Genomic DNA, 25,615 nt, shown 5'->3' with positions numbered 1-25,615 from the left:
CCTGTTACCTCATATTTAACAACTTGGTCATTTCTCTATTCCCTAAAAAGGTGTCATTCTTCATGTTTGGCGTTCCATTCTTCAAAAATGTAATGTAGAAATTTCATTTTTAGCGATTTAAAACGTCATTTTTACTCTTATGACACTTCTAGTAGAAATCTATATGTTTAACATACCGGCGGAATATAAGAGAAAGTGCGCTTTCCATAGGAGAAAATGATCTTGCAGTCTATTCCACTTAATGCGGAAGAAATTATTGAAAAATATGCACCGATTGTTAAAAAACAGATGAAAAAATTAAATATTTACAAAGATTTTGATGATTATTATCAAGTCGGACTTATTGCCCTTTGGGAGGCATATGAACGATACAATCCTGAAAAAGGCTCCTTTGCGACATTTGCGATCTTTACGGTCCGTGGTCGCTTACTTACGATGCTGAAAAAAGAAAAATCATACACTGATAAACATCATATAACCGAAGATGGATTTCATCAAATGATCGATAATCATACGGCCATTCCACTAGAAAAGGAAATAATCGAGTCATACATCGAAGGTCTCCCGCCTAGACAACAGACGTGGGTAAGAGAAGTAATAATTTATAATAAATCTACAGCTGAAATTGCCAAACAATACGGGGTTCATGAAAATACGGTGAGGGTGTGGAAGCAAGGATTAGCGAAAAATGTTAAAGCGCTTCAACGATGATTTTCTAGAGCAATTGATTGTTAGATTCGGAATCGTACTTATTCAAGTTGTTTCTCTCACAAACTAGAAATTAACTGCTAGCCAATCCTGAAAAAGACAGTGACATATTTAATTCCCTACTATGTCACTGTCTTTGATGCTATAATACCATTAAAATAATATCTAATATCCATTTACAAAATAGACAACCGTTGCCATTTCATCTTCTGTCAGGTCTCTTCCTACCTGCTTCCTATATTCTTTTATTACTTTCTGTGCATCCCCACCAAAACGATCTGTATATCCTGCAATGGTTCTAATCATCGTAATTTGCTGATTAAATTCCTCTTTTGAAATCTGCTTTGAATGAGAAAGAATGTATGTATCTGTTTCAAATCTTTCTAATTTATCTAATAACTCAAGTGTTCCCTGAATTGTATAGTTCTCCTTTTCTGAAAAAATGTTAGCATAAAGACAATCTCCTAAAAATAGAATTTTCTCTTCTTTTATATACACAATTGAAGAGTCAGATGCATGGTCACCCCCAACATGCTGAACGATGCAGGTTACTCCCCCAAGATCAATTTCCACTTTGTTTTCAAATACTAAATCAGGTAAGGTAATGGTAATATCTCGATGGTCAGTGAACTCTTTCTTAATCGCATTTGCACAAAATTCAATTTCTGTTCCTTCTTTAACTCTTTCATCTAAAGCTTCGTCTGACCATGAAAGGTGAATTAGTTTCTCCATTTCCTTTCTTGTTTTTTCGGAAGAAATAGATACAGTTTTTGATAAAGCTGCAAGGCCAAAGATATGATCCCAATGGCAGTGAGTAATTACTACGATATCAGGATATGGAACTTGCCTTTTTGAAAGCTTATCTAGAAAATATTGGATGTGATCTTCCGAATTTCCTGTATCAATCAATAATGTCTTGTTATTACCAACAACTATCCCCAGAACTGGTCTGTCAGTCTCCGATATTGGAGTTATATACCAAAACTTCTTACCAATCTTTTCGATCGAATGCATCAATGATATCCCCTAACTATATTAATAAGAATGAGTATTTCCTTTTCCTTCTAGTTATTATGTACAAAATCTTCTTTAGTTAATTCGAATGAGTTTCAACAAAAGAACGTTAACCCTAATTGGATCAACGCTTCCTAAGATTTTCACTTTTTAAATATTTTTAATTGTGTATAAAGTAAAAAAGCCAATCTAGTGTTGATCGGCTCTTTGCTACTTTATTGATTTCCTTTTTTCACCCATTCAGCAATTGTCACTGTGCGCTTCGCTTGATGTTTAACCGCTGCATGCACGTCTTCGATCATTTTTCCATCTTGACCCACTGTTACACTAACTCCGTATGGGTTCCCGCCTGAAGTAAATTGAACTGGATCTGTGTAACCAGGTGAAGCAATAATCGCACCCCAGTGATGCATAGATGTGTAAAGTGAAAGGATCGTTGCTTCATGACCACCATGTGGATTTTGTGCGGAAGACATCGCACTTACAACTTTATTAACTAGCTTTCCATGGAACCATAGTCCACCAGTTGTATCTAAAAATTGCTTCATTTGCGCTGGCATGTTACCAAATCGTGTTGGCACACTGAAAATAATTGCATCGGCCCATTCAAGATCGTCTAAACTAACTTCAGGTACATCTTTCGTTGCTTCAACATGTGCTTTCCAACCTTCATTTTCGTCGATCACTGATTGTGGAGCAAGCTCAGGTACTCGCAATACTTTAACTTCAGCACCTGCTTCTTTCGCACCTTCTTCAGCCCATTGTGCTAACTGATAGTTTGTTCCACCCATACTGTAATAAATAACGGCTAATTTTACGTTTGACATCTCATTCGTCTCCTTTTTAGTTCCAAATAATTTTTCTAAAAATCCCATACTAATACACCTCTGCTCTGTTAGTATTATCTATTTCGTCTGATAAGAACCACCTCTATTGAAAATAAATCATTTTCAATGTCCTTATGTTCTTATCTCCTAAGTGTAAAGAATTTATTAAAAATCTCAATTTCATTTTACTTCAATTCGAGATATTTAGGCTACTTTAGAACGTGCACCTTTTTCTGATTGCCCTTTAATAATAAGTTGACCTAATGATAATAACTTACTTCCATTTAAGACAAGGTAAACAGAAATGACAAGTAATATAAGATCATAAGCATAACCATCCAAAAAGCCTACTGCTAAATTCACTGTAAAAATCGCTCCGACCATTAGAAGAACTAATAATGCTGACACAACTCTTGTTCCTATACCAAGAATTAATGCGATACCTCCAGCTACTTCTAGGATGGCTACAATGTAAGCCAAGAACCCTGGTAAACCAATACTATCAAACCACCCGGCAATATTTTCGATACCGCCTTGGAATTTTACAGAACCGTGAGTTAAAAATACGATCCCTACGACGAGACGTAGTAATAATGCACCTAATTCTTGTTTATTTGACATAATTTCTTCTCCTCCACTTTTTTTGTATTAAAACGAAATATTTCTAATTCGTTTATCTCTATTTAATATATTATCATTTAGTATATAATGAATTCAAGATATTTTTTATTTATTTTAATACATTTTCATTATGTTAATTTAAAAATCTTTTTTAAAAGTTTCAAATCCTTTTTCGATACCACTGCGCTGCAGCTTCCACTTCTTCTTGAGTCAATTGGTGACCTCGATCTTCCCAATGAATTTCTACTTTTGCATTCGCCTTTTCTAATAACGATTGCAGTTCAGAAGATTCAGATGCTGAACAAATTGGATCATTCGTTCCCGCAGCAATAAAAACAGACTTACCTGTTAAATCTGGAAGTTCAATTCCTCTTCTTGGTACCATCGGGTGATGTAATATTGCACCCTTCAGTGTATTTTCATAGTGAAATAATAAACTTGCAGCAATATTAGCACCATTAGAATAACCAATGGCAATGATATGTTCTCGGTCGAATTGATACTTTTCTGCTGATTCATTCAGGAACTGATTCAATTCCTTCGTACGGAAAATAAGATCTTCCTCATCAAATACGCCTTCAGCTAATCTACGAAAAAATCTAGGCATACCATTTTCTGACACGTTTCCTCTCACACTTAATACGGAAGCCTCATCATCAACCATCCCAGCAAGAGGCACTAAATCATGTTCATTCCCTCCTGTTCCATGAAGCAAAAGTAGCGTTGGTTTACTTGAATCTTTTCCTTGATTAAAAATATGTTTCATAATCGATCTCCTTTCTATTTACGAACCTCAATTGGAGGTAAGTTCTCTTCTAATTCCTGTCGTTTGGACTCTAACCATGATGGAAGCATGAGTTTTTCACCTAGAATGTCCCCTCGTTCATCAACAGTAAAGGCTGGTGCATCAGTGGCAATTTCAAAGAGGATGCCCCCTGGTTCATGAAAATAAAGAGCTTTAAAATAATTCCGGTCCTGAATTTCTGTCGGATAATATCCTTTGTCTTGCAGAAGAATTCTCCAGTTAAGTAGCTCTTTCGCATCCTTGGCTCTCCAAGCGATATGATGCACGGTTCCTGCCCCCATCAGACCACGAACGGACGGTGTTAGCCTTATATCCATCGTATTTCCGACAAGCGCTGCAGATTGAAACCGCAGAAATCCATCTTCTTGTCCGACACATTCAAATCCCAATACATTCTCAAGAACATCTGCCGTCCGATGAGGCTGTGTAGAATTTAATGTTGCACCACTGAATCCTCGAATCGCATGACATGGTGAAATATCTCCAATTCTCCAATGATTAATGGGTCCTTTGTCGCTTTCTACTAACTCAAGTTCGAGCCCGTCTGGATCCTGAAATTGCAGATACTTTTCTCTAAAGCGACTCGATGAACGAAACTCAACATTAAAGTGTTTCAAACGATTTTCCCAATACGTAATTGTGCCATTTGGTATCATGTAACTCGTAGCTCCAACCTGCCCTGTCCCAATTCGTCCCTTTAACTGTTTAGCCCACGGGAAAAACGTAATCACTGTTCCAGGTTCTCCAGTTTCGTTACCAAAATACAGATGATACACTTCCGGGCGATCAAAGTTGACCGTTTTTTTGACAAGTCTTAACCCAAGTACTTTTGTATAAAAATTAACATTCCTTTGAGCATCATTCACCATTGCAGAAATATGATGAATACCCACTGATTTTTGCAACTTTCTCCCCCCTTTTTTAATGATTGATATAAAGTGAAACTTCATTGAGTAGGGGCTTTCTTCATCACCTACTGAATGTTAGTTGGGGCCCACACGAGGTGGGTCACACGGATGTGGCGAACTTAGTCTGTGTTCAATTAAGCATTGACTTAGTCTTTATTGTTTCCTTGAAGTGGGAGTCTTAGCGCCAGTTAAATGGGATAATCTACTTTGGTCGTTTCAAGGAAAACAATTCCCCAATTTTTGCATAATTAGTACCTGCTAATCGGCTTACTGCTGCTAAACCGGTTGGATCAATTCTTCCATTATCATAAATATCTTTATCAATATGGAATTGAACAACTTTTCCAATGATAAAGTCACAATGAGGAGAATCTGTGCCTCCTAATTCTAAGGTTTGCTCTAATGTACATTCCATACGAATTTTTGCTTCCTTTACGCCCAGAACAGCAATCTTTACACTTTCGACTGCAGTTAATCCCGCTAGCTCTATTTCACTTTCTTCAGGGGGGAGACTAGCTGCGGTTTGATTAACTTGTTCAACATTGAATTCATCGACAATATGAACAACGAATTCTTTGGTCTGCAATATATTTCTTGCTGTATCCTTCGGTTTTCCTTTAGAGCGTTGAATAGACAGGGAAATCATCGGTGGATTGGAAGAAACAATATTGAAATAGCTAAAAGGTGCTCCATTCAATGTCCCATCCTGAGTTATGGTCGTAACAAAAGCAATTGGGCGGGGAATAATACTCCCAATTAAAAATTTGTAATTCTCTCTTTCCGTTAAAGTTGACGGGTCAATCGAGAGCATCTTCATCATCCTTTCGCAACATTAATCTAAACTTTTCACTTCAAATGGAAGAACGATTTGTTCAATCTGATCTCGATGAGGCTCGAATTGCTCTGGTAACATCAGGTTTTCACCCATCGTTTCTTCAGATTCATCGTGAGCAAACCCTGGTGGATCTGTTGCAATCTCAAATAGAATTTCGCCATGTTCTTTAAAATAAATCGCATTGAAATAGTTACGATCTTGAACAGGCGTCACGCCAAATCCAAAACTTTCTACATATCGCTTCCAATCGAGTTGATCCTCGTCATCACTTGCACGCCATGCGATATGGTGGACAGTTCCAACCCCCATTTGTCCTCGTTCTACTGAAGTTTGTTTTAAATCAATCACATTTCCAATCTCAGCGGTTGAACGATACCGAATGATGTCCCCTTCTTCTCCAATTCGTTCAAGCCCCATTGTTTCCTCTAATACCTTGCCTGTTTTTTCAGGTCGAGTTGACAATAGCGTAGCTCCTCCAAATCCTTTAATTGCTACTTCTGGGGTTACCTCACCAAAACTCCACGTGTTCGGTTCTCCTTCATCTCGTTCAACGATTTCTAAATGCAACCCATGAGGATCCTCAAATTGTAAATATTGTTCTTCAAAGCGTTCCGTTTTTGTATAGTTAACTTTAAGTTTTTCTAAGCGTTTTTCCCAAAAATCGATCGCGCCCTTCGGTACAACATAAGAAGTAATTCCAACTTGACCACCACCAATTTTTCCTTGGTAAGCACCTGGCCATGGAAAGAAAGTAATGATCGTTCCTGGTTTCCCACCTTCATTACCAAAATAAAGATGGTACGTACCTGGATCATCAAAATTCACTGTTTTTTTCACTAACCGTAACCCTAAAACCCCTGCATAAAAATCTACATTTTCTTGTGGATGACCAACAATTGCGGTAATGTGGTGAATTCCGGTTGTTTTTTTCATTTACTTTACGCTCCTCATCATTAAATGTATGTGACAAACTCACGAACAGGCTTGCGGTAGCTGCGTGGTTTTCTACTCTCTACTTTTTCTTTTCCGATGGTAATCATCATAATTACTTCAAATTGTTCACTTATATTTAATACATCTTTCACAGCATCAGGATCAAAGCCAATCATTGGGCAAGTATCCCAGCCTTTTTCTTTAGCAGCCATTATAAACAACATTGCAGATAATGAAGCGTTCCTGATCGCCTCATCTTTTTGAAATTCCTCACCTCTCGTTTGATAAAATGAAACAGTGTCATTTACCAAATAATCGTACTCTTGCTTACTCAAGATCCCTAACATCTTCATCCCTTCATAGATTTCTGGAGCTTGAAGAAAAGCTTTTTTATCTCCTAGAACAATGATGACCGCAGAAGAGCTTAATACTTTATGTTGTCCAAACGCCGCCTTTTGCAAGCTTTCTTTCATATCTGGATCAATGACGGTCATATAATGCGTATGTTGAAGGTTAAAGGCTGATGGTCCATATTTCACCAAGTCAAAGATCTCATTTAAGTCGTTTTTCGTAATTGGATTGTTAGGCAGAAAATTGTTAGCTGAACGCCTTTCTTTTACTAATTGAAGAAAGTCTGTCATTTCATTCCATCTCCTTCCTTGAAATTATCTTTAATTCGAGACATAATACCGAAATTGTCTTACGTTTATACTTTCGTGTTAAACCACTAGTGTTGCATTAAAAGGAACGAAATATTTAAAATACTATAAATCTTCAATTATTGATTGATTTGGATACAAAAAAATCCTTTACAATGGAAGTACAGGTGGTTCCTGTCCAAATCCAAAAGTAAAGGATATCAGCTATGGACAAGAATACACGATTATCTTCATTTGGTAAATGGGTTGCGCCCATAAATATAAAACTTTTTGATGAACAAGTTGAAAAGTATCAACTTGATAAGTACACAAAGAAGCTAAAAACACTCTCTTTTACTAAGCTTTTTCTTTATGCTCACTTAAATCAAATGGAAAGTCTCCATGATCTTAATACAGCACTGGCTGATGAGAAGTTACAGAAAGAACTTGGATTTAAATCAATCAGTGTCTCTCAGCTTTCTCGTAAGAATAGAGCGATAGACCCTGAGTTTTTATCAACTATCTTTCTTGAACTTGTACGTCTGATTCACCTCAAGACAGAAAAACGAAAAGCCATCCGACCGATTAAAATCATTGACTCTAGTACGATGCCACTCAATCTTACTCGTTGTCAGTGGGCCAAATTTCGAAAGACTAAAGCTGGCGTAAAACTTCACCTTAGGTTAGTTTACGTGGATCAGGAATTGGCATACCCAGAAAAAGCCATTATCACAGATGCTTCGGAACACGACCGAAACCAACTTGAAATACTCGTTGATGATAAAGACGCCATGTACGTGTTTGACCGCGGGTATGTTGATTATGAACGATTTGATCGTTATACAGATGATGGTATCTTTTTCCTATCCAGACTAAAGAAAAACGCAGTTATTCGAGAGATTGAAACGTTTAACATTCCAGAAGGTAGCCCAGTAACATCAGACAAAATGGCCTATATCGGCACAACACAAAAGCGATGTGAAAATGTGTTTCGTATTATTGAAACCGTTGATTCAAAAGGACAATTACTACGCTTGATTACCAATCGCTTCGATTTAACAGCTGAAGAAATTGGAGATCTATACCGTTCAAGGTGGGCAATTGAGCTCTTTTTCAAATGGTTAAAACAGCACGTAAAAATTAAAACTTTTTTTGGTTATAGTGAAGAAGCAGTTCACAATCAACTGTTTTTAGGACTGATTACGTACTGCCTTAGTGTACTTATCCAACTAGAAATCAAAAGTAAGCAAACACTTTTACAGATCACTCGATGGTTGAAGAGAACTTTATGGCGGCCAGTCCATGTATGGTTCAGTTATATTAGTCCCAAAGGGATTCCGTAAGAACTTTACTAGCTGACCGTCACTTAAGAACTAAATGTATAATTTTACCAAATGGACAGTACCACCTTTCGCTTGGTGTTGTCTTTTTAGCTCATTTGCCACGAAGTGCAAAATACAGAATATTCTAACTTGTAGAATGCAGTTTTATGCAACACTAGTGGTGTTAAACAAATTTATACATTAAAGGTAAATTGTTTTCAATTAATATATTATGAATTCGAGATATTTGATAAAATTTTTTTTACATTGCATAAGCATGATACCCTAATTTCTTTAACTGATCTATCATGTTACTTTTCTCCTGCGCAGCTAAACTATTACATATTTCTTGTATTGCTCTTTTATGTTTTGGAAAAATCTCATTCATAAATTCCGTTCCTTCACTAGTAATTGTAGCATGGGTGATGCGACGGTCTTTAAGACAACCTTTTCTTTCGATTAACTTTTTCTTTTCTAACTTGTCAACCACATACGTAATACTACTACTTGCTATCAGTACTTTATCGCCAATTTTTTGAATCGGCTGATCTCCTTTGCTATAAAGTAATTCTAGTACGGCAAATTCTGTTAAATTAAGTTCATAGCACTTTATGTCTTCTTCAACGCGTTTTTTTATCGATTGAAAAGCACGAGAAATAACGATAAATAATTTTAATGATAAATCCTCTTCTATTCGATTGCTTTCTTGAATATTCATCATTACCATTCCTTTTTTTATCTCGAATTCAAGATAATTATATACCGTTTTATTTTTTAATGTCAACTAATTTTTAGAGAATTCATTTGTCCCAACGGTTATTTCATTTTCAAGAGCTTCACACAAAGCGTGAAGAGCCAAGCATTTGCTAGATTAACGGTCCTCCGAGCAACAATCTTTAAAAGAGCCAAACAAAAAGAGCAACTAAGTATAAAATTTAGCTACTCTCTATTCATATAATAACACTAGTTCTCTACTAATGAAGATAAAGTGAAACTTCATTCAGTAGGAGTTTTCTTCATCACCCACTGAATGATAGTTGGGGCCCTCACGAGGTGGGTTACACAGACATTTTTAACTATTTTTAAGTTGTTCTAATAATTTTTTTCAAATAACGGGGTCTTTGTCAATGCTTTTTCTAGACTGTGAGGTGGAACCCAGACGATCTCAGGTCGCACGCGAACTTCTTCACTTAACTTCTTCTTTATACGCTCTTCTAAATGCTCTAGGTCGTTTTGATTCATATTTTCCCCATATTCCAATTTTACCTTTAATGGTGGAGTGACACGAGGTGGTTTTTCATCGAGTACAATTCTCATTTCACCTGTTACTTCAGGGATGAATTTTGAGACGCTGTTCTTCACTGCCGCTGGATAAACGTTTGCGCCTTTAATAATTAACATGTCATCTGTACGTCCAACTACTTTCACTCTTCTCCCTTTAAATCCACATGCAGGACACTCTTCGGTAAAAACTTGAATAATATCTCCTGAGCTAAAACGTATCATAGGATTAACTTCGCGTTCTAGCGATGTATAAATTGCTTCTCCGATGACACCATTGTACATTTCTAGTGGTTTCTTTGTTTCAGGATCTACCAGATCATCTGGATATAGATCGAAATCTGGTGAAATCGCGTGCATCCCGTGGTATTCTTTAGCATCACATGAGTGTGCTATTGTTTCACCTAAAGGTCCAATCCAGTCGTAAACGCGACAACCATATGCAGACTCAAGTTTTTCTTTGACTTCTGGAATTCCGACCCCAATTTCACCCACAAGGAACAGGGCTTTAAAATTAAACTCTCTTACATGTTTTCCACAGACTTTTTCAGAATTATCAATGAGATATTCTGCTAATGAAGGGGTCATAAATGCCGCTCGAGGTTTCGTCAAATTCACATAACTCAAAATCATAGCTGACCCTGCTCGGACATCTACATCAACTGGTATTGCTCCAGCTTGTCGAATTCCCCAAAGTACTAGGCTTGTGGCATAGACACCTAAAGCATGGGCAAATAAAATACGGTCGCCTGGAAAAATTCCTGCATAATTTAACATGCTTATAATCGGTTTCGCTACTGTGTTAAGATCTGATTCTGAAAGTGTATATGTGAAGGTAGGAACACCCGTTGTTCCACTAGTTGTTGCTGTTAATTTAATTTTCTCCACTGGAGCACATAAATGCATTCCAAATGGGTGACCATAACGCTCTAGAGACTCTCTTTGACTTTCTCTTTCCGTATCTTTGTCTATTAATATCGGAAGCTTTCGAAAATCTTCAAATGTCTCAATATCTTCTGGCAAAACACCTATGCTATCAAATTTTCGTCTGTATAGCTCTGAGTTTCTATAGCAATACATAATTTGTTTTCGTAACTTATCCTCACGATAGTGTTTTAACTGTTCTTCATTCATAAAATTCAACAATGGAGTAGAGTAAGATAAGCGTGACATATATTAAATTCCTCCAAACTAAATTATTTTAATTAATCAAACAACAACTAAGTATGTCATCCGAGCAGCTTATTGTTTAGTTTTTTTATAAAAAAGATAAATTTGTTGAATTTAATATAAGGTATTGTCCCCTCTTTATTGAAATATTAAAGTTCTAAACGTTCAACAAACTCTTCAATCATCGAGAATGCATTATCTTCCTTATATAAATTCAAAATATACAACGTGCTTAAATGAATTAACAATCCAACCACTTCCCATGCGATATCGTGATAGTCTAGTGTTTCATTATAATCATTTGGTTTTTCGTAAATGGTTTCATGAAAGAAATTAGCATAAGATGTATAGGTTTTAGTTAGTACTTGGTTAATCTCTACTTCATGTACTTCAGATATGGCTTGAAAAAAAATTTGAAGTTCATCTTCATATTTTTCTAAAGATAAAAGATACTGCTTCATAATGTGTATTAATTGATCTTTTAAAGACCCGTGAGCTTCTTGATGATAAACTTTAAATAGTTTGAGAGTATTTTTACCCATTCTCGTTAATACCTCGATAAATAACTTCTGTTTTGAATCAAAATGTTTATAAATCACTGGCTCAGTTACACCAGATAACTCAGCAATGTCCGCAACTTTAGTTACACGATAGTTAGTTTTGGCAAACACTTTAATGGCAGATCGAATAATTACTTTTTTTCTTGCTTCTGCTGGTAGTCTTTTACTCATCTAATCCCTCTTTTTGTATCGTAATTACTTCCTATATATTATTTTCTTAGGAAACTTATTATTTTCCCTTTATTATACATAAATCTTACAATTCTGTTAAATTAGGAAAAATGATTTTTTCATAAAGTGAATCTACATTCAGTAGGGGGGTTCTTCATCACCCACCGAATGATAGTTGGGCCCTCACGAGGTGGGTCACACAGACGTTGCCACAGGACGTGGCGAACTTAGTCTGTGTTCATTTAAGCATTTACTTAGTCTTTATTGTTGCCTCAAAGCCTTGAAGTGGGAGTCTTAGCGCGAGTTAAACGGAATGGAATTATCTATTTTTGTAAACCAAAGGAACATGGGGATTGCCAAGGACCTTTGGTTTAAGCTACTAGTATTTTTCTTATAAATTCTATTTCGTCCTACAATTAAATCATTTTCGTATACTATTCTATTTCCATAATTTCTTGTGGTACTTTTCCGCCAGCTTCCAAAATCAAATCTCTCCAGATAATAGCCATTTGTTTACCTGCATGCCCTTGACTTTCTAAGCTATCAATCCATTCAAACCAAGTTGCTACAATGGCATTACTCAAATGTTCTTGAACAGAAGGTTCTAAATCATCAAAATGACTAAATTTCCCACCATTTGAAGTGTAAATTTCTCTGCCTTCTACCTCTTTTGATTGTTGATACGCTGCAGCTTCTAGGATAATTTCATCTGAAGCCTTTTTAATAATTTCTTGATATTCTGAAGGAATTTCGTTCCAAGTCTCCTCCGTCATTCCTGTATGAGTAGCGCCATGTCCAAAATAAATTCCATCTATTGCATAGTTTAATAATTCATCATATCCAAAGGAATTCCAACCTGGAATCTCGTAGAAAAGTCCATCTAAAGCATTACGGCTTAACGCATCATAGGCATCAGTAGCTGGCATAGAAATCGCAGTCGTATTTAAATTATTAATTAGGATTTCTGTTACTCTTGAAGAACTACGGAGTCTTATATCTCTTGTAAAGTCTTCCGCTTTTTCAAATTCAAGATTTCTAGTAGCAAATACGTAAGGGTCCGTTAAAGGATTGGCAAAAGCAACAATACCTTTGTCGGCAAATTCTATTTCGTAGTAAGTCTTTCCATCTACAAGAACTTCATTTGAATTCAATAAATTAGACATCGCTATGGATGCGATGGTTGAATTCGATTCTAAAAGTGGTAATTGAACAACTTCTGTGTAAGGAAAGCGTTGCGGGTCATATAATGCCGCAATTGTAAAAGAGGCATCAACCGATCCATCGCGAAGAGCATCATATTCACTTCCGAACGGTACTAACTCCCCACCGGTAAACACATCAAAACTGATATCTCCTTCAGACTCTTCTTCAATCTGCTTCATCCAAGGCTCAAACATTCCAATATGCCATGGATGTAAGTTATTTATACCAGACGAAATTCTAAGTTTTATTGGTTTTGAATTGTTATCTTCACTATTAGAATTCGAATCATTTGTTGTGTTTTCACTTCCACATCCTGATAAAAATAGCACAAATATTAGAGCCGAGATTATACTAATAAACATCCCTTTATTTTTGAACATATATAATACCCCCTTAATTAATTCATTTCATCTGGTTTACGAATTCTATTTAATAATGTAGTCTGTAGAAATTCCTTTTTACATTGTAAAAAGATAGGATAAAGTCAAGATATATTATATATCTTTTAAATACTTGGGTTTGCTATATACGTTGTGATCTCTTTGCGAAGGACTTGTTTATCCACTTTCCCTAGCGGTGTCATTGGAATACTCTTTTGTACAATATAATGTTTAGGTTGTTGATAATCTGACAGACCGTTTTTAACATAAAATGTTAATGCTTCTAAATCGAAACCAGAATGGGCTTCTGGTACGATAAATGCTATTCCAACTTGGCCCCAGATCTCATCATCTTTCTCAACCACACAAGACGTTGATACACCCGGGAATTTATTAATATAGTTTTCTACTTCTAGTGGGTAGACATTGTAGCCCCCACTAATGTACATTTCTTTATTTCGCCCTACATACTTGAGATAATTCTTTTCATCGAGTGAGCCGAGGTCGCCAGTCTTCAACCAGCCTGCTTCAAATGTATTCATATTGTGTTCTTCATCTAAGTAACTAGATATGACACTCGATCCTTTAACATATATTTCACCAATTTCATTAGATTCTGCTTCACTTCCATCTTCTTTCACTATCTTTATATAGCTTCCCTCGCCAGGTTTTCCTTCGGTATTAGCAACAATTTCGATACCGTCTTCTGGATCGGTATAGGTGAAACATCCCGCTGTTTCAGTCATTCCAAAGCTTGCTGCTACAGATGACTCCTTAAATAGGGATTTTATTTTATTTATAAGATGAGGAGATGAAGACTCACCGCCTAACCAGATTAATCGAATGGAATGAAGTTGATAATGTGACACATCACAATCTCTAAACATAATTCGGAACATGGTCGGAACCCCACCAACAAACGTTAACTTATAGTTATCAATGCATTGGAGCATTAATTTAGGATCATAATCTGGCATGAATACTCCTTTTGCACCTGCATAAAGCATTGACGCAATAAGGTTAGTGATTCCACCAACATGGCTGGTCGGTAATTGTAGAAGGTAACGGTCCATGTTCGTAATGTCCCAAGCCTTTGCTGTTTTTTCTGCCATTGCCACTATATTCCCATTCGTTATCAAAGCACCTTTTGGAGTACCTGTTGTTCCACTTGTAAAAATGATAAGTAAAGGATCATCACTCGAACGCTCCGTCAGATCATCAATGTATACATCACTCAATTCCTTATCAATTAATCGCTCGTAAGGAAGAGCTCCTTCTGATTTAACCTCACTTAAGTAGTAATAGAAATGCTCAAAATGAATATTGGACAGGATCGTTTCTATTTTATCTTTTAGCTTTTCAGGATGAGCTTGAGCAATTAACATTTTCGGTTGAGTTCGTTCGCATATATGTTGAATTCTTGGTAATTGTAGTCTAGTATCTAATGGTACTATAGTAATTCCTAATTTTGCTGCAGCAGTAAAAACTGTAATAAAAGCCTTAGATTGAGGTAGTATCGTAGCAATTCGATCCCCTTTTTGTAACCCTATCATTTTAAAGGCGTTTATCATACGATTGACTTCTTTAACATATTCCTTGTAGGTCACCTCACGTCCATTATCATAATAAACACCTTGATTAGGTTGTCGTAAAGCATGTTTATCAACAATTTGACCCATGTGAATTATAGCTTCCATGAAAAAATCTCCTTCCTGTTAATTCCTAACTCGATTAACAAACTTCTTCATTTCAGTAATTGGTTCACCCGATAGTATGGACTGCTCAAAAAGCTCCGTATCATAATTCATTACATTTCTCATGACCCCAATACTAGCCGCATTGGCAATCTTTTTAGTCATTCGGATCGGCATAAATGGACTAGAATCTAATTTACCGATGATTTTATTAACTTCCTCCAATAACATATTTTTTGGTACTACTTTTGTAACTAAATTCATTCTTAAAGCCTCATCAGCCTCAATTGGGTCACATAACATAATGAGTTCTTTAGCTTTGGCAACACCGACAATATTAATTAACCTAGGAGTACTACCCCATGTAAAGAAAATACCTCTAGCAACCTCAGGTATAGAAATGATAGCCTCTTCTGTCATGATGCGGAAATCACATGCAAGAGCGAGTGCTAAGCCTCCGCCAATACAAGTACCATTTATGGCTACAATCGTTACTTGTTCGAGCTCTTCAAGTTTATTCATGATTTCATGTCCTAGCATTTGATTAAGTCTAGCTGCCGAAGGAGTAAATTCTCCTGCTTCATATTGACGCACTAATTTGGAAAGGTCGGCTCCACCAGAAAAATGTTTACCCGCTCCCGTGAAGACTACGTATTGAATTTCACTGTTATAACGTAACTCCGAAATAACGTCTAATAACTCTTCCATCATCTCAGTACTAATGGCATTTGCTTTTTCAGGACGATTTAACTGAACCATTAATGTTTTATCCTTTTTCTCAACTAGTAAAGTACTGTATTGCTTCATACTCACATCTCCTTTTATTGTAAATTATTTGATTTTTGGCTCCACCATTTACATTTTTTTGTACATTTCCTATTCAACTATGTACAAAAAACAACGTCTTCAATTACCTATACGACAAGTTGAATAAGATTTATATCTTTTATGTTAGTTAATACTAACTAACTTATCTGAAAATTACAAGTATTTTTTATTGGATCAATTAAAATTTTCGATTTGTATGTTTTATTATTTTCTGATTGCCTATTCCTCAAGGAAAATTAGCATAATTCTCCTTTCCTAACCTTAGCAATCTAGCACTCAAAACATATGAATTTGCACAAAAAAAAGACAGAGATATGTATGTAGTTCACATATCTCTATCTTTCTCTATAATTATTATTAATATATATAAACGTTGATGATGACATTGATTCCTGACTACTTCTTCCCTGAACGATATAAATCCATTGTCTTATATCCTTGTGATAATACATCAATCATTTGTTGAGACCGCTTTTCACGGGTTTTTTCTTGCTTAGCTGAAAAAATATAACGCGCCCAGTCTCTTTGGTAGCCTGGAGTTAGACTTTGAAAGAAAGCTTGTTCCTTCGGATGATCAGCTAGTCGTTTTTCTACATCCTGGACATTGTCCTCGTAATCAGCAACACATTGACTTGCTGCGGATGACTTCGTCGCCTTCTTTTTCTCTCGTTTTAAGCCAACGACAGTGAACACGTCGTCCATACTTACCATTCGCGAAAATTTAATATCACTATTTTCTACATAGCCATCTTCGCCAACTTTCATTGCGGGAAAGATTTCATCTCTGTGAACGAAAGTGTTATATCTCTTGTTTCCTTTTTTCGGATAGGCAAAAAATAAGTATCCTTTTTCAAGTAATTGTTGTTCATTAATGATCCGTTGTGTATGCTCAACAATTTTGTCAACCGTTTCTACAAAGATAAAAATCGCATCATGCTCGCCTGATAGTGTCGACTTGTATTCACTAAATAAATCATAGCCACTTGGTTGATTTATAACCGCCATATTTGTGTACTTATCGAGTTTTAGTTTGTTAATTATCGTCATCATATGCTCCTTAATACTAATTTGATTTCTAGCTGTTTTCATAAGCTCTCCTCTATTTTACTATCTTTTAACAGCATGCTCTACAGTCTCAAACCACTGCACTGTTACTGCATTATCTTTTGAGTTAATGAATAAGTAGTCTTCACCTTTCTCTATAAAAAGATAGGGCGGATGATTACGGTACAAAAAAAGTCTTCCGTTTCCCATTCCCTCAAGGCGAAATCGGCCTTTTAACCGTTCACCCAATGAAAACCCATTCGTTCTCACTTGGACTTTTGGTAGTTGTTCAACCATTTCAATATTCGTTAACTCCTCTAAAGACCATTCCACCCCGTAGACACCACTAATTTGCACGGTCTTATCGGATACCGTCAGTTCATTTTCACTATAACCTACATAAAAAGCAACACCAATAATTCCGAATGTAAAAACCATCGTTCCTACTAGAAATACATTATTTCTTTTTCTCGTTCTTTTAACTTCCAACTTAGAAATATAAAGTAAATAAGCAAATAAGTAGATCGTCATAACTATCCAAGACCATAATATCGCATTTGAGAACTGAAGAAAATGAAGCAATAATCCGATGAGTAAAATCACACCAGAATGGAGAAGTCCTTTGGCCGACGCTACAGGATATCCGTTATGAATCAATTCTTGTTGCTCTTCTTCTGATTTCGAGTTGAATCCTGAGATTAATCCATACACTTTTTTCTTAATAATTAAATACGCAAACAAAAAGAACATTCCTACCATTAACAGTTGAACAATTATTAAGCCTAGCATTACCTTCCTCCTTTATATTTGACAGTTCTCCAGTTCGTTATGGTTGAGCCTTTAGAAACAGTCCATTTTCCATACTAGATATGACACACAATGATTGTCGAGATGTTGATCCTCCTTCTGGTAAATCACCTGAATTGACGCACTGAATTTGTCGTTTTTGATAGATTAAAATTCTTATGCTATTTATTAGCTAGCAATTAGATAGCGTAACTTATCTAATTGCTATATCATTGTATGAACCTAGAAAAATACGGGGTTACTTGGGTTTACAAGCGTTTTATATCACTAATATAGTTTTGAATTTTTTACATCATTCAATATATCCAACTTCGTCCTGTTTACAAATCGCATATCGGGCTTGCTCCTGTCTATTGGGACTAAAATAATCCCCACGAACACACTTAACATTAGAAACAACACCTACATAACCTACATAGCGATAGATCATTAAAAAATTGGATTGTTGCACTTTATTTTTTTCCTATTAAAGAGTTGAGCTCATTTATTCGATCAAATGATCCAACATTTTGGATACCAATGGCATTGTGTGGAATATACCCTTCCTCGGTCCGAAAAAAGCTTACCAATCGTTTCAACAACTCTTTGTTCCACCGATTTTCCTTTTCTACATGTAGGGCGAGATAAAGTGAAACTTCATTCAGCAGGGGGGTTCTTGCATACCCTAATTGTGCAGCCTTCTCATACCAGTTGGTGCCCTCTTCATAGTCTCCTTTTTGTATACAAGCTAATCCATAATTAAATATCGCTTGAAGATGTTGATTAACGGCAGCTTTTTCATACCATTTCATTGCTGGGTCGACGTCATTGCGGTCATCATAATAACAGTGGATTGGATCTTTAAACGTCATAAAAAACGTATTCTTACGATAATCTTCTTCAAAATCGATCCCTCTCACAAGACTTAAAAACTGCCGTCTCGCTTCGTCCCGTTATATACTGTCACTGTGACACCCCGAAATATCTCGAAAATTGCCGAAACACCATAAATACATCACCTTCTACTTACTTGATTACTCCAAAAACTGTTAGTAAGTATATTTCACTTTTAAATCATCATAATAAGAAAGAAGGGGTGATACATATGGCTAAACGGAATGGCAAAACTAACGCTGACCAAAAGAATAAACAAGGATTTGACTCGAGTAAAACTGATTCGGAGTTCTCTAAAGAGCTTGGCAGTGCAGCTGCTAATAAAGAGCACAAAGAAAAAGCTAAAAAACAAAAATCCTCCAAAAACCAAGGAGAATGGAAAGGGATGCATTGATTAACTTTAATAACTTTTCAAAACAATAAGAATAGAAAGTTATAACTGCAGCATTAAGTCTTCCTGTCTACCAGACGCAGGGGACTTTTTTCGGTCGGGCTTAAATCTTTCGTATAAAGTGAAACTTCATTCAGTAGGGTTTTCTTCATCACCCATTGAATGTTAGTTGAGTCTCGCACGATGGGGGTCACACAGACTTTGTCACAGGACGTGACGTTTTTAGTCTGTGTTCATTAAAATGTTCACATACTCTTCATTGTTGCCTAAAAACCTTGAAGTGGGAGTCTTAGCGGCAGTTAAACGGGATAAAAGGAATTTTGATTTTGTTGTTTTCTTGAAATAGGAAAAACAAAAAGAAGACTGTTACAATTAAAGACGGTATCTCAAATTACTCAGCGATCCATCCGCATACTCCGAAAAAAGACTTATCTGTTAATGATTTTTTCTTCAATTCAATGTAATCCCCCTAGTAACATAACAACCTTGCTTCTAAAAACTTCATATTAATAGATTTTGGGTCTAAAATTCCCTACCAGTCAATATTCTATAAAGAAGGCAAAAATTGCCCTTTTTATGGAACACATTCTAAATGAAATAGGTGAGAACAATATGTTTAATGTTTATTTTTACAACAAAAGAAATCTATTATTATGTCAACTCCTTCAAAGCGTACCTTCTGTAGGTGATGATTTAACCATTAAAGGTCGTAAAAGTAAAGTTTCAAGTGTTGATAATTTGGATGGAAAAATTTATGTAGACCTTATCTTCGAACCGGTTAAAAAAAGCAAATCTGGTAATGATCATTCAAAAACGAAGAAAAAATAGTAAACTCTATTTCATAAGGACTATTGAAATAACACCTCCTTCAAAACTACGTTTCACCTATATGTTGCAAAGGTATTAACGTGAAACTTCCATCAGTGGGTTTTACTCTTCCCCCACTGATGGTTAGTTGAGGCTCACACGATGTGGGTCACCAGACGTTACCACAGTACGTGCACATTTAGTCTGTGTTCATTTGGATATTTCTGGAATCCCCCCATTTTCATTAAGTTAGTATTATCAAATTACTAGATAAAAAGTCGACCTTTCTGTGCAAGGCCGACTTTCGTTGAGATTAATTAGGTTAAGAGATTTCGCCAACTATTACTCTTAGTGCGTCGGCAATTGGTGTGGCTGGACGACCAAGAAGCTTTTCAAAATCATTACTCTCAATTTCTAATGCACCTTCTCGAATTGCTTTTTGGATATTTACGAGAAATGGAATAATGAATTCTGGTAAATTCGCAGCTTTCATAATGTCAGCATAGGTACTGTCATCCACTTTTTGGACAGGTACTTCTTTACTCAGTGCTGTGCCGATAGCTGCTACTAATTCATCTTGAGTCATTAGTTTACCTGAAAGTTCATAGATCGTGTTCTCATGCCCCTTCCCTGACAACACTTCTGCAGCTGCCACTGCATAATCTTGTTGTAATGCCCAGCCTACTTTACCATTTTCCGCAGATGTGACCCAAGGTGCGCCAGCCATTGCAGCTTGTATGCCTGATAATTCATTCTCCATGTACCAGTTATTTCTTAAAAAAGAGTAAGGAATTCCAGTTTTCATGATCACTTCTTCCGTAGCACGGTGTGGTGGAGCCAGAAACATCGTCGTTTCAATTGCATTGGCTACACTAGTGTAAGCAATGAATTGAACTTGAGCACGCTCTGCTGCAGCAACCGCATTTTTGTGCTGTTGAATTCTTTTTTCATTCTCGCCATCCGCCGAAATCATTAATAATCGGTCAATACCTGCAAAAGCCGCGTCCAATGTTTCAGGTTGATCAAAATCTCCATGGCGCACTTCAACTCCACGAGCTCGAAGACCTTCAGCTTTTTCAGGATTTCTAACACTAACAACCAGCTGATCCGCTGGTACATTTTTTAATAACAACGACTCTACAACTTTCGAACCTAACTTTCCTGTAGCTCCTGTGACTAACATTTTCATAAACGATCCCTCCAATGATTAATATGTTAAAGATGGTTACTTCCGATCTTAACCTTATTGTAACTATTTTAGTTACATGTAATTATAATAGTTACAACTTAAGGTTCTGTCAATCCATTGATGTCGCTATTTTTTGATGAGCCATCTAAAGCTTAATGATACATTCATTCAGTTAGAGTATAATAAGAATTGTAACTAAATGAATTACATGATAAAATTCTCTAGTTTTTAAATGGCAAGGAAGGTGAATGAAGATGTCCATCAGCAGTCGTTTTGCTGTAGGAGTTCATATATTATCTCTTATAGAAGTTAATAAAGACGGGGTCAATTCATCGGAGTTTTTAGCAGGAAGTATAAATACTAATCCTGCCCTAATTCGAAAAATTATTGGCATGTTAAAGAAAGCTGGGTTAGTAGAAGTACATCCAGGTATTGCTGGCTCTAAGCTAGCTAGAAATTTAAGTGAAATTACATTGCTGGACGTATATAAGGCGGTAAATGTAGTTCAGGATAATGAATTGTTTAGTGTACACGACAACCCCAATCCCAATTGTCTTGTAGGCAATAATATTCAAGGTGCTATTCTTCCAGTGTTATCAGCTGCTCAATTAGCAATGGAAAAAGTGCTCGAAAATGTAACTATAGAAGACATTGTTCAAGATATACTAAATAAAGACCCATTAAAATGACAAGAAATCTTCTTTAAAACAGAAAAGTGGCGATCAAGGAAAGCGATGCTCTTGTTATTAAAGCATCGCTCATGTGAGCTTAATAACCACTTCCTATTTTTTCATCTTAATAAATATGTTTGTGATCATTTTTGAGATGAGAAATATCACACAATAGGCTAATAATAAATGAAAAAAATTAACACCCTTATGTAGTTCAAAATAATGATGCAATGTTAATAATGGTTTGAATACGAAGGATAAGAATACTGATAATCCAAAGGTGTATAGATAAAAATTTTTGTTATTATTTAACGTCCACTGATAAACTAACATAAATAAGACTGGGATAAGTGCTGCATCTAATGATAAATTACCTGGGAGAAAAGGAATCAGTTCAAAAGGGTATCCCCATAAACCGTTTTTGTAACCCCATATATCTATATAACTAAACCAAACGTGAATATTAAAGCCATAAAATCCGATAAGAAATATTTTTTTCCTATCAATTAAAAAGTAGAGAGCGACTAATGGTGCAACAAAAAACAATAAAAAAATTACCCAAAACTGTACTGTCTCTAGATTAGAATACGAGTGCCAATATTCTACTTGTAATTGACTTAATTGTTCTTGCATTGATTTTATTTTTTCGTAAGACTCTAATTGTTCTTTATCTAATACTTTTTCCATTGGTATGACTCCCCGTACTATTGTTTTAGTCGTGTTTATAATGTATTGTCCCCTTTTCATTTAAAAATATTTCAATTGTCACAGCGGCGCCCCGAAATACCTCGAAGAATGTCGAAAACAACAAAAAAAACCATTTAGCCTATGATGAGTTAAATGGTTTTTTGATTGGTTTAGTTAATGACTAGTTTGATGTGTTTATGTTACGTCTCTATTCCTACTATATTACTTTTGTATGAATCGACTCATACGAAGAATTTAGTAGGTTTTTAATGCTGATATCTAAATTAATTATTCGATCATCTTGAAGATGTCCATTTTTCCATCGATAATATATTTGTTGCAGAATTACTGCCGTTTTAAAATAGGCTAAAGCTAGGTAGAAATTAAAGTTGGATAAATCTCGACCACTTTTCTTAGCGTACATTTCCATAAATTCTTTTCTACTAATAAAGCCCCCTAATGATGTTACTGAATTAATAGTAGTAAACGGATCATTTTCATCTTTCCAATAACAAATGGCAGCACCGAGATCTGTAAGTGGATCACCTACCGTACATAGCTCCCAATCAAATAAGGCAATCACTTTTCCAGGATCAGATAAAGACAGCATCATATTATTAAGCTTATAATCGTTGTGTACGATTGTAGGTTTTGGAGAAGCTGGAATATTAGTTGTCAGCCATTTTTCGATTTTATTAACAATCTCAATTTCATCGGTTTGACTCGCATGATACCGTTTAATCCAACCATGAACCTGTCTTTCTAAATATCCATCCGGTTTCCCTAGTGAATCCAAGCCAACTTTTTGATAATCAACACTATGGAGTTGAACCAATGTATCAACGACTGATTCAGAGATCTTATGTCTAAGGTTAGGTGAATTTTCATAAAAGCTAGGAATGTTGTCATCTAGTACGATCCCCGTTTTTTTCTCCATGATATAAAAATGCTTATCCATAATTTCACTTTGATCTTTATAGAGATAAGGCTTAGGTGCTAATGGAAATTCAGGATTAATTTTTTCTAAAATACGAAATTCTCTTTCGACATCATGAGCTCTTTCTGGAATTTTACCAAATGGGGGTCTTCTCATAACCCCTTCCCAATTTCCGATTTTTAGTAGAAATGTCAAATTAGAATATCCTTCTGTAAATTGAGTGACATGCATTGGTTCTGTTTCCAGTCCGTAAATATCTGAATGAATAAGTGTTTCTAAAGCCTCCCAATTTATTTCCGCTTCTGCTTCCACCGTAACCTTCCGATTTTGCTTAGACAATTCGCTTCCCCCTTCATAAAATACAATTTATAAATCTAGTTTTACCCTATCAAACTTCTTTTTAATATTTTACCTGACGCGTTTTTCGGTAATTCTTCTACAAAAATAAACTTTTCTGGCACTTTATAATGGACCAATTGCTCTTTACAATATTTCTTTAGCTCTTCTTCGTCGGTTATATTCCGTGTAACGACATAAGCATGAACAACTTCACCGAATTTTTCATCAGGTATTCCTACGACTGCACATTCAACCATATCCGGATGTTGATATAACACTTCTTCAATTTCCCTTGGGTAGACATTGTAACCGCCTTTAATAATCATCTCTTTCTTTCTATCCTTGATATATAAATACCCATCTTGATCGATATAACCAAGATCACCAGTATAAACCCAACCATTTTTAATCGTTTTTGCTGTTTCTTCTTGTTTATTGTAATATCCTTGCATAACATTAGGTCCAGTAAAAATGATTTCTCCAACTTCTTCCTTACTTACCTCATTATCATTGGTATCTAACACTTTTATAGAAATGCCTGGAATAGGTAAGCCGACTGACCCTACTTTCTTTATTCCGTTTAATGGATTATATGAAATACCTACCGTACTTTCTGTTTGACCATACCCTTCAATTATTTCAATCCCAAATATTTGAATCAATTTCTCTATATGTTCAACTGGTAAACTAGCTCCACCTGAAGCGCAGTTCCTAAGTGAGTTATACGAATAGTTCTTAACTTCTGGTGAATGAATGATCATTGAATACATCGTTGGAACACCAAAGAACACCGTAATATTTTCATTATCAATCGTCTGTAAAACTTGCTCGACTTGGAATCGTTCTTTTAAATAAATTGTAGCTCCTTGAGCAATTGGAGATAGGATTGACTGAACGATGGCGTACGCATGAAATAATGGAAGTGTACACAGCACTCTATCCTCAGATGTTATCGTATTAATTCCTCCACAAGTAATCGCCATCCAAACTAAGTTATAATGAGAAATCATCGCACCTTTTGGATTTCCAGTCGTTCCTGAAGTGTAAATAATTTGTGCAACATGAGAAACAGCACATGATTTTGAATGATCTACTTTTAAATCATTTGCTTCAATAGATTTCCAATTGATGAGACCATCCTTATTAGAATCATCAATACAGATTTCCGTTTTTAGCGAGCTCCCATTTTTTCTAGCAGCTAGAACCGTCTCTGAAGAAACACCGTCAAAGATAATCGCTTCTACTTCAGCATCATTTAAGATATACAGCAATTCTCTTTCTTTAAATAAAGGATTAATAGGCACAACGGTAGACCCTAATGCTAGTAATGCAAAGTAAGAATAAATATATACGATCCGATTACTAACCATCAGCGCAACATTCATATTTTCTTTAATTCCAACGGATGAAAGCTTGGATGCAGCATCCCATACATTTTCTTGTAACTGTGAATATGTAATTTTTTCATCATTTGTAACAAATGCAACATGATTAGGTAATCGTGCACTTGAAGCTACCAGTAATTCAACTACGTTCATTTTCTTCCCCTCCACTATCAATAAATTGTGATTGAACAACAGCGATACTGGTTTAAACTGAGCGGTTAGTCGCCTGAAGCCATCAATAAAATCGTGACTTCCAAACTTTGAATGATTGAACTATTTTTTATAAATTAAATTAGCGCAACTTTTCATTTTCTAGTCGACTTTATATCTGATGAGAGTAACTATCCCCTATTAAACATGCAATTTTCGTGCCAATTGTTAATTTATTATTAAATTCGTATTATACGCAAAAAAATTACAGAGTGTATTGAAATTAGACATTTTCTTTTATAGTAGTGTCTGAATTCGATAAATTAATATAGCCTCACATTAGAAAACTAAAAATAGATTTCTAAAAGTTTCCATCCTATTGTGATCAACATTCTTATACCATTAAGTTCCATAATCGCCGAACGTATTTTCAATAA

At 35.7% G+C, this 25,615-nt stretch carries 27 protein-coding genes; 5 read left to right on the top strand and 22 right to left on the bottom strand.

Translation table 11 applies throughout. The features are described from left to right. Window positions 1-222: 222 nt before the first annotated feature. Complete coding sequence (locus tag BK574_RS04875) at window positions 223-711, top strand: sigma-70 family RNA polymerase sigma factor (RefSeq protein ID WP_158211539.1); 489 nt, start codon at window positions 223-225, stop codon at window positions 709-711. Between the two features lie 162 nt (window positions 712-873). On the opposite strand, the gene BK574_RS04870 is transcribed toward BK574_RS04875, so the two are convergent. The 8 genes from BK574_RS04870 to BK574_RS04835 form a co-directional block, all read right to left on the bottom strand. Continuing rightward, entirely contained in the window at window positions 874-1,722 is an 849-nt protein-coding gene (locus BK574_RS04870; RefSeq protein WP_078427747.1) for an MBL fold metallo-hydrolase, read from the bottom strand. Between the two features lie 215 nt (window positions 1,723-1,937). After that, window positions 1,938-2,597 (bottom strand): NAD(P)H:quinone oxidoreductase, encoded by a 660-nt coding sequence (gene wrbA, locus BK574_RS04865; RefSeq protein ID WP_078427746.1) that lies wholly within the window; start codon window positions 2,595-2,597, stop codon window positions 1,938-1,940. A gap of 156 nt (window positions 2,598-2,753) precedes the next feature. Beyond that, on the bottom strand, window positions 2,754-3,170 hold the full coding sequence (locus BK574_RS04860; protein WP_078427745.1) for a DoxX family protein: 417 nt from the start codon (window positions 3,168-3,170) through the stop codon (window positions 2,754-2,756). Between the two features lie 160 nt (window positions 3,171-3,330). Next, window positions 3,331-3,936: an alpha/beta hydrolase gene (locus BK574_RS04855; RefSeq protein WP_078427744.1), complete on the bottom strand. Its 606-nt coding sequence runs from the start codon at window positions 3,934-3,936 to the stop codon at window positions 3,331-3,333. Window positions 3,937-3,950: 14 nt separating this feature from the next. Then, on the bottom strand, window positions 3,951-4,925 hold the full coding sequence (locus tag BK574_RS04850) for a ring-cleaving dioxygenase (RefSeq protein WP_078427743.1): 975 nt from the start codon (window positions 4,923-4,925) through the stop codon (window positions 3,951-3,953). Between the two features lie 160 nt (window positions 4,926-5,085). Beyond that, a complete protein-coding gene (locus tag BK574_RS04845) occupies window positions 5,086-5,694 on the bottom strand; it encodes a flavin reductase family protein (protein ID WP_078427742.1) in 609 nt (202 codons plus the stop codon). 21 nt (window positions 5,695-5,715) lie between these two features. Then, a complete protein-coding gene (locus tag BK574_RS04840; RefSeq protein WP_078427741.1) occupies window positions 5,716-6,651 on the bottom strand; it encodes a ring-cleaving dioxygenase in 936 nt (311 codons plus the stop codon). 20 nt (window positions 6,652-6,671) lie between these two features. Further along, window positions 6,672-7,292 (bottom strand): nitroreductase family protein, encoded by a 621-nt coding sequence (locus BK574_RS04835; RefSeq protein ID WP_078427740.1) that lies wholly within the window; start codon window positions 7,290-7,292, stop codon window positions 6,672-6,674. Window positions 7,293-7,516: 224 nt separating this feature from the next. Here BK574_RS04835 and BK574_RS04830 point away from each other — a divergent pair, with 224 nt between their 5' ends. Continuing rightward, complete coding sequence (locus BK574_RS04830; protein ID WP_078427739.1) at window positions 7,517-8,632, top strand: IS4 family transposase; 1,116 nt, start codon at window positions 7,517-7,519, stop codon at window positions 8,630-8,632. Window positions 8,633-8,873: 241 nt separating this feature from the next. Here the strand turns inward: BK574_RS04830 and BK574_RS04825 are convergent, their stop codons facing one another. The 10 genes from BK574_RS04825 to BK574_RS04785 form a co-directional block, all read right to left on the bottom strand. Next, a complete protein-coding gene (locus BK574_RS04825) occupies window positions 8,874-9,329 on the bottom strand; it encodes a MarR family winged helix-turn-helix transcriptional regulator (protein WP_078427738.1) in 456 nt (151 codons plus the stop codon). Between the two features lie 374 nt (window positions 9,330-9,703). Continuing rightward, window positions 9,704-11,065, bottom strand: coding sequence for a phenylacetate--CoA ligase family protein (locus BK574_RS04820; protein WP_078427737.1), 1,362 nt, complete (start codon window positions 11,063-11,065; stop codon window positions 9,704-9,706). 146 nt (window positions 11,066-11,211) lie between these two features. Then, window positions 11,212-11,793, bottom strand: a complete 582-nt coding sequence (locus BK574_RS04815; protein WP_078427736.1) for a TetR/AcrR family transcriptional regulator — start codon at window positions 11,791-11,793, stop codon at window positions 11,212-11,214. Window positions 11,794-12,227: 434 nt separating this feature from the next. Beyond that, entirely contained in the window at window positions 12,228-13,376 is a 1,149-nt protein-coding gene (locus tag BK574_RS04810; protein ID WP_078427735.1) for a type 2 periplasmic-binding domain-containing protein, read from the bottom strand. 125 nt (window positions 13,377-13,501) lie between these two features. Beyond that, complete coding sequence (locus BK574_RS04805) at window positions 13,502-15,073, bottom strand: class I adenylate-forming enzyme family protein (protein ID WP_078427734.1); 1,572 nt, start codon at window positions 15,071-15,073, stop codon at window positions 13,502-13,504. A gap of 18 nt (window positions 15,074-15,091) precedes the next feature. Then, window positions 15,092-15,877 (bottom strand): enoyl-CoA hydratase/isomerase family protein, encoded by a 786-nt coding sequence (locus BK574_RS04800; protein WP_075386635.1) that lies wholly within the window; start codon window positions 15,875-15,877, stop codon window positions 15,092-15,094. Between the two features lie 417 nt (window positions 15,878-16,294). Then, window positions 16,295-16,945, bottom strand: a complete 651-nt coding sequence (locus BK574_RS04795) for a YdeI/OmpD-associated family protein (protein ID WP_078430780.1) — start codon at window positions 16,943-16,945, stop codon at window positions 16,295-16,297. A 60-nt stretch (window positions 16,946-17,005) separates the two neighbouring features. Next, complete coding sequence (locus tag BK574_RS04790) at window positions 17,006-17,731, bottom strand: DUF3784 domain-containing protein (RefSeq protein ID WP_078427733.1); 726 nt, start codon at window positions 17,729-17,731, stop codon at window positions 17,006-17,008. A gap of 310 nt (window positions 17,732-18,041) precedes the next feature. Then, on the bottom strand, window positions 18,042-18,200 hold the full coding sequence (locus BK574_RS27340; protein ID WP_158211538.1) for a hypothetical protein: 159 nt from the start codon (window positions 18,198-18,200) through the stop codon (window positions 18,042-18,044). A 1-nt stretch (window position 18,201) separates the two neighbouring features. Beyond that, the gene (locus BK574_RS04785; protein WP_078427732.1) at window positions 18,202-18,648 is read right to left on the bottom strand and encodes an SEL1-like repeat protein; all 447 of its coding nucleotides are present in this window, start codon (window positions 18,646-18,648) and stop codon (window positions 18,202-18,204) included. Between the two features lie 185 nt (window positions 18,649-18,833). Here BK574_RS04785 and BK574_RS04780 point away from each other — a divergent pair, with 185 nt between their 5' ends. Both BK574_RS04780 and BK574_RS04775 read left to right on the top strand, forming a co-directional pair. Then, the gene (locus tag BK574_RS04780; protein ID WP_075386652.1) at window positions 18,834-19,016 is read left to right on the top strand and encodes a hypothetical protein; all 183 of its coding nucleotides are present in this window, start codon (window positions 18,834-18,836) and stop codon (window positions 19,014-19,016) included. Between the two features lie 573 nt (window positions 19,017-19,589). Beyond that, the gene (locus tag BK574_RS04775) at window positions 19,590-19,841 is read left to right on the top strand and encodes a hypothetical protein (RefSeq protein WP_238457518.1); all 252 of its coding nucleotides are present in this window, start codon (window positions 19,590-19,592) and stop codon (window positions 19,839-19,841) included. Window positions 19,842-20,142: 301 nt separating this feature from the next. Here BK574_RS04775 and BK574_RS04770 read toward each other — a convergent pair whose 3' ends face one another. Continuing rightward, window positions 20,143-21,009: an SDR family oxidoreductase gene (locus BK574_RS04770; protein ID WP_078427731.1), complete on the bottom strand. Its 867-nt coding sequence runs from the start codon at window positions 21,007-21,009 to the stop codon at window positions 20,143-20,145. A 254-nt stretch (window positions 21,010-21,263) separates the two neighbouring features. On the opposite strand from BK574_RS04770, the gene BK574_RS04765 reads away from it, so the two are divergent. After that, entirely contained in the window at window positions 21,264-21,698 is a 435-nt protein-coding gene (locus BK574_RS04765; protein WP_078427730.1) for an Rrf2 family transcriptional regulator, read from the top strand. A gap of 93 nt (window positions 21,699-21,791) precedes the next feature. Here the strand turns inward: BK574_RS04765 and BK574_RS04760 are convergent, their stop codons facing one another. From BK574_RS04760 to BK574_RS04750, 3 genes are all read right to left on the bottom strand, one after another. Continuing rightward, window positions 21,792-22,367: a CBO0543 family protein gene (locus tag BK574_RS04760; RefSeq protein ID WP_078427729.1), complete on the bottom strand. Its 576-nt coding sequence runs from the start codon at window positions 22,365-22,367 to the stop codon at window positions 21,792-21,794. A 217-nt stretch (window positions 22,368-22,584) separates the two neighbouring features. Further along, complete coding sequence (locus BK574_RS04755; protein WP_238457956.1) at window positions 22,585-23,643, bottom strand: phosphotransferase family protein; 1,059 nt, start codon at window positions 23,641-23,643, stop codon at window positions 22,585-22,587. Window positions 23,644-23,684: 41 nt separating this feature from the next. After that, on the bottom strand, window positions 23,685-25,181 hold the full coding sequence (locus BK574_RS04750; RefSeq protein ID WP_078427728.1) for a long-chain-fatty-acid--CoA ligase: 1,497 nt from the start codon (window positions 25,179-25,181) through the stop codon (window positions 23,685-23,687). Window positions 25,182-25,615: the final 434 nt, after the last annotated feature.

Origin of the sequence: Alkalihalobacterium alkalinitrilicum (assembly GCF_002019605.1) — a bacterium.
GTDB classification, from domain to species: domain Bacteria; phylum Bacillota; class Bacilli; order Bacillales; family Bacillaceae_F; genus Alkalihalobacterium; species Alkalihalobacterium alkalinitrilicum.
This window is presented reverse-complemented; position numbering and strand designations above follow the sequence as displayed.

Coding starts and splice junctions, on each gene's coding strand:
- BK574_RS04870 (WP_078427747.1), bottom strand. CDS start 1,722: ATGCATTCGATCGAAAAGATTGGTAAGAAGTTTTGGTATATAACTCCA.
- wrbA (WP_078427746.1), bottom strand. CDS start 2,597: ATGGGATTTTTAGAAAAATTATTTGGAACTAAAAAGGAGACGAATGAG.
- BK574_RS04860 (WP_078427745.1), bottom strand. CDS start 3,170: ATGTCAAATAAACAAGAATTAGGTGCATTATTACTACGTCTCGTCGTA.
- BK574_RS04855 (WP_078427744.1), bottom strand. CDS start 3,936: ATGAAACATATTTTTAATCAAGGAAAAGATTCAAGTAAACCAACGCTA.
- BK574_RS04850 (WP_078427743.1), bottom strand. CDS start 4,925: ATGAAGTTTCACTTTATATCAATCATTAAAAAAGGGGGGAGAAAGTTG.
- BK574_RS04845 (WP_078427742.1), bottom strand. CDS start 5,694: ATGCTCTCGATTGACCCGTCAACTTTAACGGAAAGAGAGAATTACAAA.
- BK574_RS04840 (WP_078427741.1), bottom strand. CDS start 6,651: ATGAAAAAAACAACCGGAATTCACCACATTACCGCAATTGTTGGTCAT.
- BK574_RS04835 (WP_078427740.1), bottom strand. CDS start 7,292: ATGACAGACTTTCTTCAATTAGTAAAAGAAAGGCGTTCAGCTAACAAT.
- BK574_RS04830 (WP_078427739.1), top strand. CDS start 7,517: ATGGACAAGAATACACGATTATCTTCATTTGGTAAATGGGTTGCGCCC.
- BK574_RS04825 (WP_078427738.1), bottom strand. CDS start 9,329: ATGAATATTCAAGAAAGCAATCGAATAGAAGAGGATTTATCATTAAAA.
- BK574_RS04820 (WP_078427737.1), bottom strand. CDS start 11,065: ATGTCACGCTTATCTTACTCTACTCCATTGTTGAATTTTATGAATGAA.
- BK574_RS04815 (WP_078427736.1), bottom strand. CDS start 11,793: ATGAGTAAAAGACTACCAGCAGAAGCAAGAAAAAAAGTAATTATTCGA.
- BK574_RS04810 (WP_078427735.1), bottom strand. CDS start 13,376: ATGTTCAAAAATAAAGGGATGTTTATTAGTATAATCTCGGCTCTAATA.
- BK574_RS04805 (WP_078427734.1), bottom strand. CDS start 15,073: ATGGAAGCTATAATTCACATGGGTCAAATTGTTGATAAACATGCTTTA.
- BK574_RS04800 (WP_075386635.1), bottom strand. CDS start 15,877: ATGAAGCAATACAGTACTTTACTAGTTGAGAAAAAGGATAAAACATTA.
- BK574_RS04795 (WP_078430780.1), bottom strand. CDS start 16,945: ATGACGATAATTAACAAACTAAAACTCGATAAGTACACAAATATGGCG.
- BK574_RS04790 (WP_078427733.1), bottom strand. CDS start 17,731: ATGCTAGGCTTAATAATTGTTCAACTGTTAATGGTAGGAATGTTCTTT.
- BK574_RS04780 (WP_075386652.1), top strand. CDS start 18,834: ATGGCTAAACGGAATGGCAAAACTAACGCTGACCAAAAGAATAAACAA.
- BK574_RS04775 (WP_238457518.1), top strand. CDS start 19,590: ATGGAACACATTCTAAATGAAATAGGTGAGAACAATATGTTTAATGTT.
- BK574_RS04770 (WP_078427731.1), bottom strand. CDS start 21,009: ATGAAAATGTTAGTCACAGGAGCTACAGGAAAGTTAGGTTCGAAAGTT.
- BK574_RS04765 (WP_078427730.1), top strand. CDS start 21,264: ATGTCCATCAGCAGTCGTTTTGCTGTAGGAGTTCATATATTATCTCTT.
- BK574_RS04760 (WP_078427729.1), bottom strand. CDS start 22,367: ATGGAAAAAGTATTAGATAAAGAACAATTAGAGTCTTACGAAAAAATA.
- BK574_RS04750 (WP_078427728.1), bottom strand. CDS start 25,181: ATGAACGTAGTTGAATTACTGGTAGCTTCAAGTGCACGATTACCTAAT.